Source organism: Comamonas thiooxydans (assembly GCF_002157685.2).
Classification (GTDB): Bacteria; Pseudomonadota; Gammaproteobacteria; order Burkholderiales; family Burkholderiaceae_C; genus Comamonas; species Comamonas testosteroni_H.
Genome location: NZ_AP026738.1, coordinates 2,927,497 through 2,942,441 on the forward strand (window position 1 = coordinate 2,927,497; position 14,945 = coordinate 2,942,441).

General features: G+C 50.0%; 14 protein-coding genes, 2 pseudogenes and 1 riboswitch. Of the genes and pseudogenes, 8 read left to right on the plus strand and 8 right to left on the minus strand.

What is annotated here, in order from left to right; all coding sequences use genetic code 11:
* Positions 1–136 precede the first annotated feature (136 nt).
* From CTR2_RS13430 to CTR2_RS13445, 4 genes and pseudogenes are all read left to right on the plus strand, one after another.
* Entirely contained in the window at positions 137–829 is a 693-nt protein-coding gene (locus CTR2_RS13430) for a heavy metal response regulator transcription factor (protein ID WP_003062499.1), read from the plus strand.
* Entirely contained in the window at positions 826–2,220 is a 1,395-nt protein-coding gene (locus tag CTR2_RS13435; RefSeq protein ID WP_003062497.1) for a heavy metal sensor histidine kinase, read from the plus strand. Before CTR2_RS13430 ends, CTR2_RS13435 begins: the two co-directional genes overlap by 4 nt.
* Positions 2,221–2,423: 203 nt before the next feature.
* Positions 2,424–3,962, plus strand: coding sequence for an IS3 family transposase (locus tag CTR2_RS13440; RefSeq protein WP_087083413.1), 1,539 nt, complete (start codon positions 2,424–2,426; stop codon positions 3,960–3,962).
* Between the two features lie 214 nt (positions 3,963–4,176).
* Positions 4,177–4,341: riboswitch (yybP-ykoY riboswitch) on the plus strand.
* A gap of 19 nt (positions 4,342–4,360) precedes the next feature.
* A pseudogene (locus CTR2_RS13445) lies at positions 4,361–4,916 on the plus strand (manganese efflux pump MntP).
* 696 nt (positions 4,917–5,612) lie between these two features.
* On the opposite strand, the gene CTR2_RS13450 reads toward CTR2_RS13445, so the two are convergent.
* From CTR2_RS13450 to CTR2_RS13470, 6 genes are all read right to left on the minus strand, one after another.
* Positions 5,613–6,014 carry a diacylglycerol kinase gene (locus tag CTR2_RS13450; RefSeq protein WP_012838508.1) on the minus strand — a complete coding sequence of 134 codons (402 nt, stop codon included), beginning with the start codon at positions 6,012–6,014 and terminating at the stop codon, positions 5,613–5,615.
* A complete protein-coding gene (locus CTR2_RS13455; protein WP_223305787.1) occupies positions 5,983–6,732 on the minus strand; it encodes a phosphatase PAP2 family protein in 750 nt (249 codons plus the stop codon). Before CTR2_RS13455 ends, CTR2_RS13450 begins: the two co-directional genes overlap by 32 nt.
* A gap of 133 nt (positions 6,733–6,865) precedes the next feature.
* The gene (gene flgB / locus CTR2_RS13460; RefSeq protein ID WP_003069800.1) at positions 6,866–7,249 is read right to left on the minus strand and encodes a flagellar basal body rod protein FlgB; all 384 of its coding nucleotides are present in this window, start codon (positions 7,247–7,249) and stop codon (positions 6,866–6,868) included.
* A 182-nt stretch (positions 7,250–7,431) separates the two neighbouring features.
* Entirely contained in the window at positions 7,432–7,584 is a 153-nt protein-coding gene (locus CTR2_RS27550; RefSeq protein WP_223305788.1) for a double zinc ribbon domain-containing protein, read from the minus strand.
* Positions 7,512–7,694 (minus strand): hypothetical protein, encoded by a 183-nt coding sequence (locus CTR2_RS13465; protein ID WP_003069802.1) that lies wholly within the window; start codon positions 7,692–7,694, stop codon positions 7,512–7,514. The genes CTR2_RS27550 and CTR2_RS13465 overlap by 73 nt, the downstream gene beginning before the upstream one ends.
* Before the next feature lie 59 nt (positions 7,695–7,753).
* Positions 7,754–9,985: a heavy metal translocating P-type ATPase gene (locus tag CTR2_RS13470; RefSeq protein ID WP_087083411.1), complete on the minus strand. Its 2,232-nt coding sequence runs from the start codon at positions 9,983–9,985 to the stop codon at positions 7,754–7,756.
* A 77-nt stretch (positions 9,986–10,062) separates the two neighbouring features.
* Here CTR2_RS13470 and CTR2_RS13475 point away from each other — a divergent pair, with 77 nt between their 5' ends.
* A complete protein-coding gene (locus CTR2_RS13475) occupies positions 10,063–10,509 on the plus strand; it encodes a Cd(II)/Pb(II)-responsive transcriptional regulator (protein ID WP_003075108.1) in 447 nt (148 codons plus the stop codon).
* Between the two features lie 66 nt (positions 10,510–10,575).
* Here the strand turns inward: CTR2_RS13475 and CTR2_RS13480 are convergent, their stop codons facing one another.
* Positions 10,576–10,977, minus strand: coding sequence for a CzcE family metal-binding protein (locus CTR2_RS13480; protein ID WP_003075109.1), 402 nt, complete (start codon positions 10,975–10,977; stop codon positions 10,576–10,578).
* Between the two features lie 251 nt (positions 10,978–11,228).
* Between CTR2_RS13480 and CTR2_RS13485 the strand changes: the two genes are divergently transcribed.
* Entirely contained in the window at positions 11,229–12,989 is a 1,761-nt protein-coding gene (locus tag CTR2_RS13485; RefSeq protein WP_238553892.1) for a phosphoethanolamine transferase, read from the plus strand.
* Here the strand turns inward: CTR2_RS13485 and CTR2_RS13490 are convergent.
* A complete protein-coding gene (locus CTR2_RS13490; RefSeq protein ID WP_012838512.1) occupies positions 12,949–13,449 on the minus strand; it encodes a transposase in 501 nt (166 codons plus the stop codon). The genes CTR2_RS13485 and CTR2_RS13490 overlap by 41 nt on opposite strands.
* Before the next feature lie 132 nt (positions 13,450–13,581).
* Between CTR2_RS13490 and CTR2_RS13495 the strand changes: the two genes are divergently transcribed.
* Positions 13,582–14,274, plus strand: a complete 693-nt coding sequence (locus CTR2_RS13495; RefSeq protein ID WP_439645371.1) for a hypothetical protein — start codon at positions 13,582–13,584, stop codon at positions 14,272–14,274.
* Positions 14,226–14,423: pseudogene (locus tag CTR2_RS27610) on the plus strand (transposase); the annotation flags it as partial. The gene CTR2_RS13495 and the pseudogene CTR2_RS27610, both read left to right, overlap by 49 nt.
* Positions 14,424–14,945 lie beyond the last annotated feature (522 nt).

Consider the following 14,945-nt stretch of genomic DNA (forward strand, 5'->3'; position numbering starts at 1 on the left):
CGATACATTGCCCAGGTGAGGAATAGAAAGCGGGTGGGCGCTGCCACTATAATAAAGTGCTCCCCTCACCATCCTGACAGCCGGATGACAAATTTGTCATTTTCAAAATGCGTGCGCCTATCTCAGAATAGTCAGCATGAAAATCCTGGTTGTAGAAGATGAGATCAAGCTCGCCGATTACCTAAACAAGGGTCTGGCGGAAGAGGGCTTCACTGTGGATGTAGCCCACAACGGTATTGACGGTCTGCACCTGGCCAGTGAAATGGACTATGACCTGATCGTGCTTGACGGCATGCTTCCGGGCATCGATGGCCTAGCCGTGCTAGCTGCGCTGAGGCAAACGAAACAAACACCTGTACTGATGTTGACTGCCCGTGGCCAGGTTGAGGATCGCGTCAAGGGACTGCAGTGTGGCGCCGATGACTATCTCGTTAAGCCATTTGCATTTTCTGAACTGGTCGCACGCCTGCATGTTCTATTACGGCGCAGTGGCCCCAGCGTTGCCCAAGCCGCCCCCGAAGCGACGACTCTGCGCTTAGCTGACTTAGAGTTAGACCTAATTCGTCGTAGGGCCACGCGGGCGGGCCAGAGAATCGAGCTCACGGCCAAAGAGTTCAATTTGCTTAGCCTTCTATTACGCCGCCAAGGGGAAGTGTTAACACGAACAGAGTTGGCATCTCAGGTTTGGGATATGAATTTCGACAGTGAGACCAACGTGGTAGAGGTCGCTATCCGACGCCTGCGGCTAAAGCTTGATCAGCCTTTTGAGCAACATCTCCTCCACACCGTCCGTGGCATGGGCTATGTGCTCGAATCTCGCACAACATGAGCAAGACCGCTGCACCACATTTAGCTCGACGTTTAGCCCGCGCCTTAGCACTGCAAACCATTGTTGGCCTCGGTTTTGTATGCATTGCTGTCTATTTCGTGATCTCCGTCACGCTGTCGGAACGTCAGCAAGACACCTTAGATCACAAGAAAACAGCAATCGAGCACCTGTTAAGCGAGAGCCGAGGGGTTCACTCCCCGGAGGCCTTGAACCACATGCTTAACGACTTCGTCACGGGGCATGACGAACTGTCTTTACGCCTGGTGCCAACCTCCGGTAAAAGCGCATTTGAACTTTTGCGCCAACCTGAAGATGACGACCGGGTTGCAGTTCGCAAATTTTCAGTGGAAGTTCCGACAGTTAACGACGGCCTGCAGCCAATGCAAGCGGTCCTGTTGCTAGACCGTAGACCAGATGACCGACTGCTTAATCGTCTGGCCTGGACCCTGGGCATTGCCGCCGTGGCGGGTGCATTGCTGGTCTCATTTGCGAGCACATGGCTTGTTCGCATAGGACTCAAGCCTTTACGCCTACTGGTGGATCAAACGCGAAGCCTTTCTGCGCAAGACTTGCATCGCCGTTTAGATGATAGCCATCAACCTCAAGAATTAAGACCATTGATCGCACAGTTCAATGCATTGCTTGACCGACTGGCCATCGCCTATCAACAAATGGAGGCGTTCAATGCTGACGTGGCACACGAACTAAACACACCGTTGACCACCTTGATCAGTAGTTGCGAGTTGGCGCTTCGTAAACCGCGTAGTGCTGTTGAACTACAGGACATCTTGGCCTCCAACCTAGAGGATCTACAGCGCATGGCCGGAATCGTGGCTGACATGCTGTTTCTGTCACACGCAGACCGCGGTACTGAAGCGCGGCGATCCGCCAAAGTGAGTCTTGCAGAGCTTGCCTCAGAAGTGGCCGAGTTCCATGAGGCAGTGCTTCAAGAAGCGCACCTTCAAGTTCTAATCGATGGAGATGCAAGTGTTGCTGTGGATGCGCGTTTGGTTCGCCGTGCACTATCCAATCTTTTAGGCAACGCTTCACGCTATGCAGAAGCCGGATCAACGATCACTATCGAGATCTCCCAAAGCGTAGTGGAGACACCCGATGGCAAACGTGACAACGTTAGCATTGCGGTGATCAACCGAGGAGCGGAGATCGATCCCATCCATCTGCCACGCCTGTTTGATCGGTTCTATCGTGCTGATGCGTCCCGCGCACATGCAAATCTCAATCACGGCTTAGGACTGGCCATCGTTGCGGCTATAGCGCGGATGCACGGCGGTACCGCTTTCGCGACATCCTCAAGCGGGATCACCAAAATTGGGATTTCATTACCTGCCTCACCTAAGACAACGCCACACATCTTTGAATCTCAGTCGTGAGATTCCAACTTGGATCGACCTGAGTTTCATAGCTAGTTCAGAGCCTCCTCGTTCCATCAGGAGTCCTTATGAGCTGCCAACGTTACCTCGAAGAACTCGAGAATGAAGCAGCCAGGCAAATCCTGGAGCACGACTGTTGATTTCCACCCAGAAGTGACCCACTGGGGATGCGGACAAAAACTTGGACTACCAGGAGGTAGTTCATGTACTCATACGAAGACAGGATTCTTGCAGTTGAGCTTTACATCAAGCTTGGCTTGCGTGTCAGAGCCACAATTCGCCAGTTGGGATACCCAACCAAGAACGCATTGAAAGGCTGGTATCAGCACTACCTGAAGCATCAGGATTTGCCAGCGAGCCAAGCGCCAAGGGCACCAAAATATTCGCTGCAGCAAAGACAGGTTGCGGTTGCTCATTACCTCGCGCACGATCGCTGTATTGCAGCAACGATGAGGGCTTTGGGTTACCCGGGTCGAGGAACGTTGACTGCGTGGGTTCGGCACGACTGCCCCGAGACCAGCAAATCGATAGTGGGCAGATCTTGGCCGGCTACAAAGCCTGATGCCTTGATGTGTGAGGGAGTGGTGCAACTGTGTTCCCGCCAATCAAGTGCACAGGAGATTGCGGACAAGTTAGGGGTATGTAGGGGGACCTTGTACAACTGGAAAAATCAGTTGCTTGGCCCTTGTGCCCCTGTCGCAATGAAACACAGTCCAAAGCGATCACCAGTGTTGGATGAAGCAGCACTCAGGCGCCAAGTTGAATCATTGCGCCAGGATGTTCGGCGGCTGAAGATAGAACGTGAGCTTCTCAAGCAGGCCCATGAAATCTTAAAAAATGGGGCTGACATTGATCTGCATAGGCTGGCAAACAAAGATAAGGCTGTGCTGGTTGACGCGTTGCACGGGCAGTATGAATTGCCAGAACTACTTTCTCTTGTTGGACTTGCTAGAAGCTCGTATTTTTACCATCGTGCCCGGCTGAAGCTGGCTGACAAATACTTGGATGTACGCCGAAGCATCACCGAGATCTTCGACAACAACTACCGTTGCTATGGATATCGCAGAGTGCAGGCATCCTTGCTCAAGGAGTGCACGGGCATCTCAGAGAAGGTGGTGCGTCGGCTGATGAAGCAGGAAGGGTTGATCGTGGCCAAGCCCAAACGCCGCAGATATAACTCATACCTTGGAGAGATAGGTGCTGCCCCTCAAAACCTCATCAATCGAGACTTCCATGCTGCTGCGCCCAATGAGAAGTGGCTCACCGACATTACTGAATTCCAGATTCCTGCTGGTAAGGTTTACCTGTCGCCAGTCATTGATTGCTTTGACGGGCTGGTGGTGAGCTGGTCGATTGGGACTCATCCCAATGCAAATCTCGTCAACACAATGCTGGATGCGGCCATTGATGCTGTTCAAGGTAGCGAGAGCCGCCCTGTGATTCATTCTGATCGTGGAGCTCACTACCGATGGCCCGGCTGGCTCTCGAGGGTCCATGATGCAAAGTTGGTTCGCTCGATGTCTCGCAAAGGGTGCTCGCCAGACAATGCTGCATGCGAAGGCTTCTTTGGAAGGCTGAAAATAGAGCTGTTCTATCCCTGCAACTGGCAATCAACAACGATTGAGCAGTTCATTGAAGCTGTCGATACTTACATTCATTGGTACAACGAAAAACGTATCAAGGTATCTCTGGGACGTTTAAGTCCTGTGGAATACCGACAAGAACTTGGTCTAGCCGCATAAAACCAGTCCAAGTTTTTATCCGCACCCCCCTTAGCCTCCGGCGGGTCAGTTTTGAGTGGAAATCAACAGGGGAGTGCATGGACAGCCCTAATGGCGGTATCGACGTAGCTTTCTTGCTAGAGGCCAGCGCTTTGAAAATGCGAGCCATTTCTAAAGCCCAGAACTCAAAAAAGGCTATGTTCCTCAAGCATTTTGATCGCTTGTAAACTTTAGTCCCCCTTGGGGAGTAGCCTGCTTCCACCCTGGAAGCGCATGCGTCAACATACTCGGCATTCAATTTGCTGTGGCGTATGCATCCGTTCTTCGGTTGGCGAGACCATAGGCATTTCATCGCGACGAGCTCGGGCCGCGGTGAGATGCCGTTGTGCTCATGCCCGACCGTTAAGAATGAATTCCCCATGAATGCCGCTTCTATCTTGCTCCTGGCCTTTGCCATGTCCACCGATGCCTTTGCCGCAGCCGTCGGCAAAGGTTCTGCGCTACTCAAACCGCGCTGGGACTGGCGCCATCTTCGGTGTCATCGAAGCCATCACACCCTTGGTAGGCTGGGCGCTGGGCTATGCGGCTTCAGATTACGTCAAGGCCTGGGACCACTGGATCGCCTTCGTGCTGCTTCTGGTGCTAGGTGGAAGAATGTTGATCGGGGCAATCAAAGTGCCTGATGGTGAAGAGCCCAGCAAGCCTGCACGACATGGCTTCTGGCTATTAGTTGCAACTGGATTTGCAACAAGCATTGATGCCATGGACGTGGGCGTAGGACTTGCTTTTCTGGACGTAAGCATCGCCACCGTTGCTCTCGCTATCGGCTTCGCAACATTCGCAATGGTGACGTTGGGCGTGATGGTCGGGCGTGTACTGGGGAATATTGCTGGGCGCTGGGCCGAAGCCATCGGCGGTGTCCTGCTGATCGGTATTGGCTCGATCATTTTGTACGAACATTTAGTCGCTATCTAATTCAATTGATTGAGATTTAGATGCCGGCTTCAGTTCGAGTGGGGTCGGCCACTCAGTACAGTCAGAGTAGGCAGTGAGCTAGGGCAGGAGCGGTCCACTTTTGCCCTTGCCAGTAGTATCTTCCTTGCCTACAACTGGCTCCGCTTCTGTTTGGAGCAGAGCAAATTCAGCACAGATATGAAGGCTCGGACCCTTTGTGGCACAGAGGAGTACAGCCACAAGTAGAAAGGTTCGGTAGAGCCGCTTCGGCCAGCGTGACCGGCACCAAGCCTACACCGGCGGGCATCCACTGCGCCCACAGGTGCGATCACGCCAAGCCCAAGTTTCTCAGGCGCGGCACATGCTTCAAACACTCAAGGGGACCTCTGGTCAGTCAGTTCAAAACCACCGGGAGGAGCGATACATATGGCGAAGCTCATCGCAGGCATTGCAAACTTTGCATCGAATTAAAGCTCTGCTGCTCAGTGCAGGATCACCTTCATCGGTCTTTCCGTCACGGGCAACACGATGCCACGGCAAAAAGCAGCCGGCCTCACCGCGCGCAGAAATCCGTGAAATCTTCGTGAGGCATGAGCGGACATATTGGACGCTTTGCCCGACGAACAAGAGTTGGCATCACCCTGTAAGCGTGAAGACGCATGTTAAGCGATGCATGAGGTGCATCCCTGTAATGTATTCCAGCTGTTAGGCAGAAAATTAAATAAAGTTTTTATAAATTAAAGAAGACCAGATTATCAGACAAAAAATAATTGTCATTAATACGGAAGCACTTCCCAAATCTTTGGCTTTCCTGGAAAGTTCGTGATATTGAAGTCCTACTCTATCTATTGCGGACTCTATCGCAGAATTAATTACCTCAACTATCATCAAAAACCAGATACAAGAGATCAGGAGCAATTTTTCCATCATAGATCTCCCAATCAATTGAGCCAATGGAAGCGAAATCACAAATAATATTACCTCAAGGCGGAATGCAGGCTCTAGCCACGCATCTTTTATACCCGAACATGAGTACTTTGATGCATGCCAGACTCTAGAAAATCCTTTTCTATTCTTTTGAATATTATTAAAGATGTTGGATTTTGAGTTGTTTTTCATTTTTAACAGTATATTTCTTGATACTAAAGAATATAAACAAAAGAGTGGCGATCAACCAACAAATGAGAATCGTGACAATGTCATGAGAAATGAAATGGGCTCCTCTCAATTGTTGAGAGATACCAAATGTCAATCCAACCATAATGCCGCACAGCAATCCTAACCATCGATACTTAGGGATGATCATCTTAAAGAAGAAATATAAACCAACCCAGGCATAGCCAGCGCTCGCATGACCAGCCGGAAAGCATTTTCCGCTCCCCATCTCTTGAGGCCTGTGTTCGAAAAGACCAATAAAAGGGCGATCGCCACCAAATTGATTTAAGTTCCACGGGCAATCCATATTTGTCAATACCTTAAGAAGGCTCACCAAAATTACACTGACCAAACTGGATAAAATCAGGTAAAGCAATGGGGACCGCCATTTTTTCCGCTGTTCAGATTTGGAGGCAAGTACAAATATATATAGTGCAATGATCACAACGATTGCTAGGGTGCTCAGATGCTTCCCACCCTTATGAAGCAATTTGTTTGTAACCCAATGATCATTCAAAGACCATTCATAACCCTGCAGGGCATATATTTTCTCGGCAAAGAAAAAGTCCCCTCCAAGATACATGAAATAATAAAAAATTAGCGCCAGGAAAGTAATCGGAATCAGTAAGTGATTTACAAAGAATTCTCTATTTATATTATTTGGCATCTTCCAGCTTGTCACTTTTTGAAAATATTCATTATTTCAACCAACGAAATAGTTGGCAACTACTTTGTCGCGAATTTTATTCTTCTACTACCAGAATTAAAAAAAGAGCGCAAATAAATGCGCTCTATGAATGACCAACTAAATAAAATTAAACTAATTTCGACAGCATTTGCCCCATCTCTACATATTCATCGACAGCTTGATTCATAGCGAATTGTGTACGAATAGCATTAGCTGTAAATGATGCCCTCTCTTGATCGAGATCAACCGTATTTCTATCCATTGCATTCTGAGAGACAGGGCGAAATGCAATCTGAGGATCAATTGATGTTGGAGCAATGTTCCCAAGGTGGGACTTATTCGTAGACTGCACTGTCAGCATTTGCCTTTGCGTCTCTTCAAGCGCAGCCTTGAAGTCTATATCTTTCGCTTGGTATCCAGGAGTGTCAGCATTCGCAATATTGCTTGCTAATACTTCCATCCTCTTAACTCTAAGATATAGAGCGGCATCCTCGAATCTAAGAGAATCCATAGGATTTTTCTAGTAAATTTCGAAGCTTCAATGGTAGCGAAGTTGTCCTCTCAGCAAGATTACATTTTTGACACTATTCAGCCATTTACATGGTCTGAAGATTACATTTCTGACACCTTCTTGTAATCTGAGATCTCAGGAGAACAGAGATCACCCAGCCGATCATCTGCTCTCCCTAAGTTCTAAGCAGACTTTCCGCAGTTTGAGCAAAAACGCGATCCAAGCGCCATCTGCACGCCGCATGCGTTGCAGGCCTGGGGGGCTAGGCCGCTTCCGCACTGTTGACAGAACCGTGCTTGGGGAGAGCTTTGAGTTCGGCAGTTAGGACAAATGATCCCACCGGACACTCCTGGATCGTTGTAGGAGGCGGGTGTCCGTTTTTGATGATGACCATTCCCATGATGATCGCCACCAGATCGGTGATGGCCTCCGAGTAGGCGTTCAAAAAAGCTCATAACTATCCTCACAATTCAAGCTAGTGCACACGAAAACTCTCTGTCGAATTCAGGACTTGGGCACTTTTCCAAGCAGCCTTAGCCCATTGACTACAACTAGGAGACTTGCCCCCATATCTGCGAATACCGCCATCCACATGGATGCATTCCCGAACACTGCCAAGACTAGAAATACGGCCTTGATGCCAAGAGCAAGAGTGATGTTTTGCCAAAGGATCGCATGGGTGGATCGAGACAGCTTCACTGTCTCAGCAATCCTTCGCAAGTCATCATTCATCACGACGACGTCGGCTGCTTCCATAGCGGTATCTGTACCGGCGGCACCCATGGCAACCCCGACGTCTGCTTGGGCCAGCGCTGGGGCATCATTGATACCGTCGCCCGTCATTGCTGTGAGTCCATATTGGCCCTGGAGCGTTTTGATGGCAGCTAGCTTGTCCTCCGGCAACAAGTTTCCTCGTGCTTGCTCGATACCAGCTTCACTGGCTACTGAAGAGGCGGTGGCTTGGTTATCTCCAGTCAGCATGACTGGGGTGATACCAAGCGCTTTCAATTCAGATATAGCTTCACGAGAGGAGCCCTTAATCGTGTCGGCAACTGCAAACAGTGCGATGACTCGTTCCGGGTCGGCAAGCAATGTGACAGTACGGCCGGATTCTTCATGCCGCTTGAGCGTGGCTTCAAGCTCTGAGGAGCATTGGCCACGTTCCTCAATCAAGCGATGATTCCCTAGTACATAGACTGTTCCACTCAGTTCGGCCTGCACACCTCGTCCAGCAAGTGCCGTGAAGTTCTGAATGTCTGCGTTGTTAGGCTTCAGGCCCGCTGCGATGGCGCGCGACACAGGATGATCTGAGTGGCCAGCGAGAGCTGCTGCCACCGACTCCGCGGTATCAAGGCTGCTCGCGGCATCAACCAACGACCAGTCCACAAGGCGCGGCTTGCCCTCGGTAATTGTTCCGGTCTTGTCCAGCGCGATTGCCTTAAGCTTGCGCGCCTCTTCCAGATAGATACCGCCTTTGATCAAAATACCACGGCGGGCTGCTGCCGCTAAGCCGCTCACAATCGTCACTGGTGTGGAAATGACGAGTGCGCAGGGGCAAGCAATAACTAGCAGAACCAGTGCCTTATAGACGGCCTGCATCCACGTCCAGCCAAGTAGCCAGGGGCCTACCAATGCTACGACGACGGCGATAACGAAAATTGCAGGTGTGTAAATTGCAGCAAATCGATCAACGAACCCCTGAGTAGGTGCTCGAGTCGCTTGTGCTTGCTCAACGGCATGAATAATCCTCGCCAACGTCGAGTTGGAGGCCAATGCAGTAACTTCAAACTCAAAAGTTCCAGACTCGTTGATGGTGCCCGCAAACACCGGGTCACCCACCGCCTTGTCAACGGGGATACTTTCACCAGTTACGGGGGCCTGGTTGATGCTCGTTTGTCCTGCCTGAACGACTCCATCCATAGGAACGCGCTCACCTGGCTTGACTCGCAGCGTCGAGCCCACTGCGATTTGTGCAACTGCGACGGTTAGCCAACTACCGTCACTTTGGCGAACCGATGCTTGGTCCGGAGCCATCGCAAGCAACCCCTGAATGGCATTGCGGGCCCGATCGACTGCCCTCGCCTCGATTGCCTCGGCGATGGCATACAACGCCATCACCATCGCCGCTTCAGGCCATTGACCGATGACAAACGCACCAGTCACAGCAACAGTCATCAATGCATTGATGTTCAGCTTGCCACGACGCAGTGCTCCAAACCCTTTTTTATAGACGTCAAAGCCCGCAAGCCAAATCGCAATCGCGGCGACTGCAAAGCCGGCGACTTTCCAAGCCATGGTTTCTGGCGCGAAGTAGCCGACACCTTCCGCAGCGATAGCAAGAGCAAGCGCCGCGACCAACTTTGGAGTTGTGCCACGCACAAGCTCATTGTCGTGGCTGTCGCCGGCCGCATGGCTTGAGTCCGCAGTGTTCGATGAGATCAGCTTTGGCTCAAAGCCAGCTTCAGTGATTGCCAACAATGCGGCAGCAAGGGCATCAGTGTCCGCATCAATTTTGAGAGTTCTCTGCGAGAGCTGGAATCTGAGTCCCCGGATACCTGCAATTGGTTCAAGTGCACGACGTATCTCAGCTTCCTCGCCAGCGCAATCCATCGTTGGAATGCGGTACGTTAGCCCTCGATCCAACGGAGTTGCCTCCACGCTCGGGATGGTGTGTGAGCTACAGCAATCCGTGGTGGCGGTACTAAGCATGTTGTCATCAATGTTTGGGGGCTTCATACTCGATCTCCTGTTGACCATGTGGCAATTAAAAACCTTTTAGTTAGTATAGAGTCAACTCATTTCGAACCGGGTCTATGAAGATTGGTGAACTGGCTGAGGTCGCTGGTACGGCGGTTGAGACCATTCACTTTTATGAACGCGAGAAACTGCTGCCTTCGGCTGCTACAGCTGAAAACAACTACCGTGTTTACTCGACGGACCACATAGACCAACTTGCCTTCATTCGATGCTGCCGATCGCTGAATATGACACTTGATGAAGTACGTTCTTTGCTCTCGCTACGGGAGTCATCTGCGAAGGACTGTGCAGAGGTCAATGCGCTCTTGCACACACACATAGAACATGTCAATCATCGCATCCAGGATCTGAGTGTTCTCGTTGCTGAACTTCAGACGATTCGTGCAAGCTACAGAGCTTCACAGGCACTTTCTGAATGCGGAGTTCTTTCTAGGCTGATGTCAGGTTCCACGACAAGCTGCGGGTCTCCTCGTCCCCAGCGCCATATCTACGGCGCGCACTAGGAAGCCATGCGCTGACAAATTGACCAGACGCTCATGGCTTTCTATTGTTGTGCACACGGGTAGCAATCAATGGCGCTCGAGCTCATTTTTCGCAACGTAGATCTTTAGCGTGCTACCTGCAAACGCTGCAGGTGCGATCTTCGACAGGTCGACGGGCCTATGACCCATCACATCAAATTTCCAGATGAACTGTTCCTTGCCGTTGGTGAACTCGACCGTCTCTCCACATACAAGATTGAGATATTGAGTGCTTCGTGTTGTGTCTACAACGCGTGAGACCTGAGACTCAGCACCTGCTCGTCCAAAAGTTCTGTCTGCAGTACGTGTGGTCGAGCTGGTACTTTCGAAGGACTTTGTAGTCGCGCTTTCCGATGGACCCAAGACGCCACTTTCATTTGCAGATGCAGACATTGAAACGGTGGCGCAGGACAGCACGATTGAAGCCAGAAATACGAGATTAGTTTTCATGATAAAGATTCCTTGATCAATTACTTGAAGAACGTCTGAGTGCTTTTCTACCCAGACACATCAAATATATAGATAGGCACTTTACGCAATATTGTCTGCAACATGATATTTTTGTAATCCACAGCTAAAATTAACCTGATTACTAAAATGTAATCTGAATGTCAGATTTCTGTCGGTATTGCACACATAGAGTTCTGTGCCCCTATTCCAAATCGAATTTCGATATTTCCATTAGGGTTAATAGGATTTCTATGAGCGCACCAGCATCCGAAGATAATCTTAAATTTCACCGGTCAAGAATAGCATTGTTTTTTCAAAAATCTACCGATCGCCATAAGCTATGGGTAACTATTATTGCTCTACTTGTGATGCAAGTTGTTTTTGCATCTCTAGGATATGAAGGCAGAAAAATATTACAGATAAGCGTCCTACTTATACCGACTCTATTATTGTTACTAATTCCAATCAATAACTCTAGATTAAATCTAATTAGAGCATTTCTTGTTTGGAGTTTTGTTCTTGTATTTTTATTAGACTCAGCCGTCCGAGCGCATCTCATCTCAATTTATGCTGCTGCGCCAGATAGTACGATGGTGGTAAGTGCACTTGCAAACACAAATACATCGGAAATGGGAGGCTATATCTCCACACACATCCGTGATTTCAGTGGATCTAGCATTATTTTACTTATTTCAGCGGGTGTTGCTCTCTGGTTATCTTTAAAAGGGGCAAGGAAAAGAACGAAGGTCTCGAAGATTGAGCTGATTGCTTTATCCATCATCATTTTGATATCCGCCGTTTCATACATCAGCAAGCCATGGAGAAGGATAAATCCTCTAATTTTTTGGTCTAATTTAGCTGAATCCGTAAAGAATACGAAAGATAGCTGGGCATCATATGGAAAAGAACGCGCCTTAGCACAAAGGTCAGCAAAAAGTGAGATTCCTTCGATTGCTAGAAAAGACAAATCCACCGTAGTTCTTATTATTTCTGAAAGCATAAATCGAGATAACATGCGCATTTATGGCTACGAAAGAAATACGACGCCGATGCTCGAAAAGCTTCAAAAAGATATGGGCGATAGATTTCTCGTTATCCGTAACTCATGGTCCACGGAAGCAACCACTATTCCTGCCATTGATAGCATGATGAACTTCACAACTGCTGAAACAGATACGAAACTAAACATAATTGCTCTCGCAAAAGAAGCAGGATATAAAACTTGGTGGATAAGCAATCATGATGATATTGCAATTACGCAAAAGCATGCAGCAATGGCCGATGTGATTTCCATGGAAAATAATAAACCAGGTAGATCTAGCAATTCACTTGATGAGATTTTATTACCATCATATGAGAATGCCCTTAAAGATTCACACCCTCGGAAATTGATTGTTTTACATATGCTGGGTGCTCATCCTCATTATCGTCTGCGATACCCGGAAAAGCAGCCTATATTTACCGATGATGAAGTATCAAGAATAATGTCTGCGGCTGAACGTTCAATGTGGGTTCAGGAATTTAGAAATGACTACGATTCAGCTGTTGTTTATCAAGACAGGGTAGTTGCATCTGTCTTTGAAAAATTAATAAGTTCCCCATCCAGTGCAGATGACTATAAGTCCATTATTTACGTATCAGATCACGGACAAGAAGTTGGACATCAAACAAATAAAGTTGGTCACAGTCCAAGTACTGCATCCGGTTATAAAATACCCACAATAATTTGGACATCGACTGGAACTGATGTTGCTTCTAAAAATATATCTGATAGACCATTTAGAGCTGACTGGCTCGCTTGGACCATGTCGGATTTAATGGCATTAAGATGGAATAGTTACGAGCCATCTCGAAGCATTATCAACCCAAGCTATAGCTGGGTTAGCCCAAGCTTACCTATAAAAGACCCAATAACTGGGGCGTTGTTGCACATATCAGCCCCAGGCCAGATTTCCCCAACCCCAGGCGCGGCTAGGCCACAGCCACCGTCTGCGGGCAGCCCAGTTCAGTAAACCGATTGGGGATGGCGGCTCGAATGTGCAGTTCGGCAACTTGGCGGCGACACTCTGGCCCATGCTTTTTGCACTTCCACTCGGCTTCGTCCAGGAACTTGATGCCCGTGGAGTCGACCAGTAGGCGCAGGCCGGCGGAGCTGGACCGGTAAGACTGCGTTAGCGGTTGCACAACGTGCTGAAGTCGGGAACTGGTCACAGCAGTCCAGACAACGCCAGTAGTGTCAGAACAAAGCATGTGGTCTGCCGCAAGGTCAATCCAAAGAGGTTTGATGGTCAGGCCGTACTGGATGGCCGCATCGGAGAACTTCGGGCTGTGCCCGCGTTTGCCGCTGGCAGCTGCAAACCAGCCATGCCTTTGTCCAGCCAGATGGTCGGTGAGCCCCGCGCATTGAGCGCTGCGTTGTATTGCTTCCAGTTGGTGGTGCGATAGCGGGGTTTGGACTACGGGGACTGACACATCGCACGAGGCTACCTAGCCTTAGCCGGCAATTTGAATACGAAGGACTTCCCGCCATCTTGGTCTGCTGGATACGCAGTGTCACGTTGGATCGGCAAGCCAATTTCTTCGTCATTCATCAGGAGTCGTGCCATGCAAAACATCGTCCGTGTTGGGGTAGATCTCGCAAAGAATGTGCTGCAGGCCCATGCAGTCAATGCTCAAGGGAGGATGGTCACTAACCGGGCCATCCAGCGCAGCAAGTTCTTGGCATGGTGTGCGCAATTACCTGCAGGGTGCCTGATGGTCATGGAGGCTTGCGGTGGTGCGCACCACTGGTGTTCGGCAGTTGCTGCGCATGGACTTGGATGCACGCATGATGGCAGCAGCATTGGTTGCACCCTATCGCTTGCAGGGCAAGAGCGGAAACAAAATGCCAATTATGCCGCTGCCATTTGCGAGGCAGCCAGCCGTCCTCAGATGCGCCTTGTTCCCGTTAAGACTTCAGAGCAGCAGGGCATACTATGTGTGCATCAGCCGCGCGAAGGGTCAATGAGGAACGCACAGCATGCATCAAACGTATTCGAGAAATGCTCGCCGAGTTTGGCATCGTCCTGCCGCAAAGCCCCAGAGGCTTGCGCACCTATTTGCACGATATCTTGGAAGATGCGAGCAATGACCTCGCAGGCGCAGCCCGCATTGCGCTACAGCGTGCACTCATGCATTGACAAGAGCTCGATGAACATCTTCACTGGTGTGAGCAGCGTATTACAGCTCACTGTGAAGAAGATGCCCAGGTGCAGCGAGCTGCCGCCATCAAGGGCTTGGGATCACTCACTGCATTAGCGATGGTCGGCGACTTCAAGCAGTTTAGGAAGGGTGCACAGTTTGCCGCCTGGCTTGGGTTGACGCCCAGACAGAATTCCAGCGGAGGCAAATCCAACCTCGGAGCCATCACCAAGCGAGGCGATAGTTACCTGCGCACTTTGCTGGTGTAAGGAGCCAAGGCCGTAGTGCTGACCGGCAAACACAACCTCGACCCTATCTCCCAATCGGTAATGGCCTTGAGGCCGCGCAGTGGCTGGCAAAAGGCCGCCGTGGCTTTAGCCAACAAAAATGCACGCATCCTGTGGGCGCTCATGACACAGGAGCGCACCTGTAACGCAGGCCATGCCAGCGAACGCCCTAGACCACCCATTTCTGCCGTTGCCTGAGGCAAGCACTTCAACATGCCAGACGTGAAATCAAAGATGCAATGAACAGGTTAGATCAGCAGCAGGCAAGCTCGGTTGTTGCATTGTGAGTCGCAATACGTCACGAGATTTGAATAGCACCCTGCTGCGCGGTTTGTTTCAGGGGGCGCACACCTCGTGCCTAACACCGTCTGTAGATGTGCAGTCTGTTTCTCGTTTCAAGCACCTTGATCGTCTTGGCAGTCAGGTTAGTCAAAAGTTACTGATCAGCGCTTGCGTTGACGGGAAGTCCCTGTAGTGCAACAACGCCAATGACAGTCCCTT

Excerpts from the sequence above, each read along its gene's own strand:
- CTR2_RS13440 (WP_087083413.1), top strand. The coding sequence starts at position 2,424 with ATGTACTCATACGAAGACAGGATTCTTGCAGTTGAGCTTTACATCAAG.
- CTR2_RS13435 (WP_003062497.1), top strand. The coding sequence starts at position 826 with ATGAGCAAGACCGCTGCACCACATTTAGCTCGACGTTTAGCCCGCGCC.
- CTR2_RS13450 (WP_012838508.1), bottom strand. The coding sequence starts at position 6,014 with ATGAAAAACAACTCAAAATCCAACATCTTTAATAATATTCAAAAGAAT.
- CTR2_RS13470 (WP_087083411.1), bottom strand. The coding sequence starts at position 9,985 with ATGAAGCCCCCAAACATTGATGACAACATGCTTAGTACCGCCACCACG.
- CTR2_RS13480 (WP_003075109.1), bottom strand. The coding sequence starts at position 10,977 with ATGAAAACTAATCTCGTATTTCTGGCTTCAATCGTGCTGTCCTGCGCC.
- CTR2_RS13485 (WP_238553892.1), top strand. The coding sequence starts at position 11,229 with ATGAGCGCACCAGCATCCGAAGATAATCTTAAATTTCACCGGTCAAGA.
- CTR2_RS13475 (WP_003075108.1), top strand. The coding sequence starts at position 10,063 with ATGAAGATTGGTGAACTGGCTGAGGTCGCTGGTACGGCGGTTGAGACC.
- CTR2_RS13495 (WP_439645371.1), top strand. The coding sequence starts at position 13,582 with ATGCAAAACATCGTCCGTGTTGGGGTAGATCTCGCAAAGAATGTGCTG.
- flgB (WP_003069800.1), bottom strand. The coding sequence starts at position 7,249 with ATGGATTCTCTTAGATTCGAGGATGCCGCTCTATATCTTAGAGTTAAG.
- CTR2_RS13430 (WP_003062499.1), top strand. The coding sequence starts at position 137 with ATGAAAATCCTGGTTGTAGAAGATGAGATCAAGCTCGCCGATTACCTA.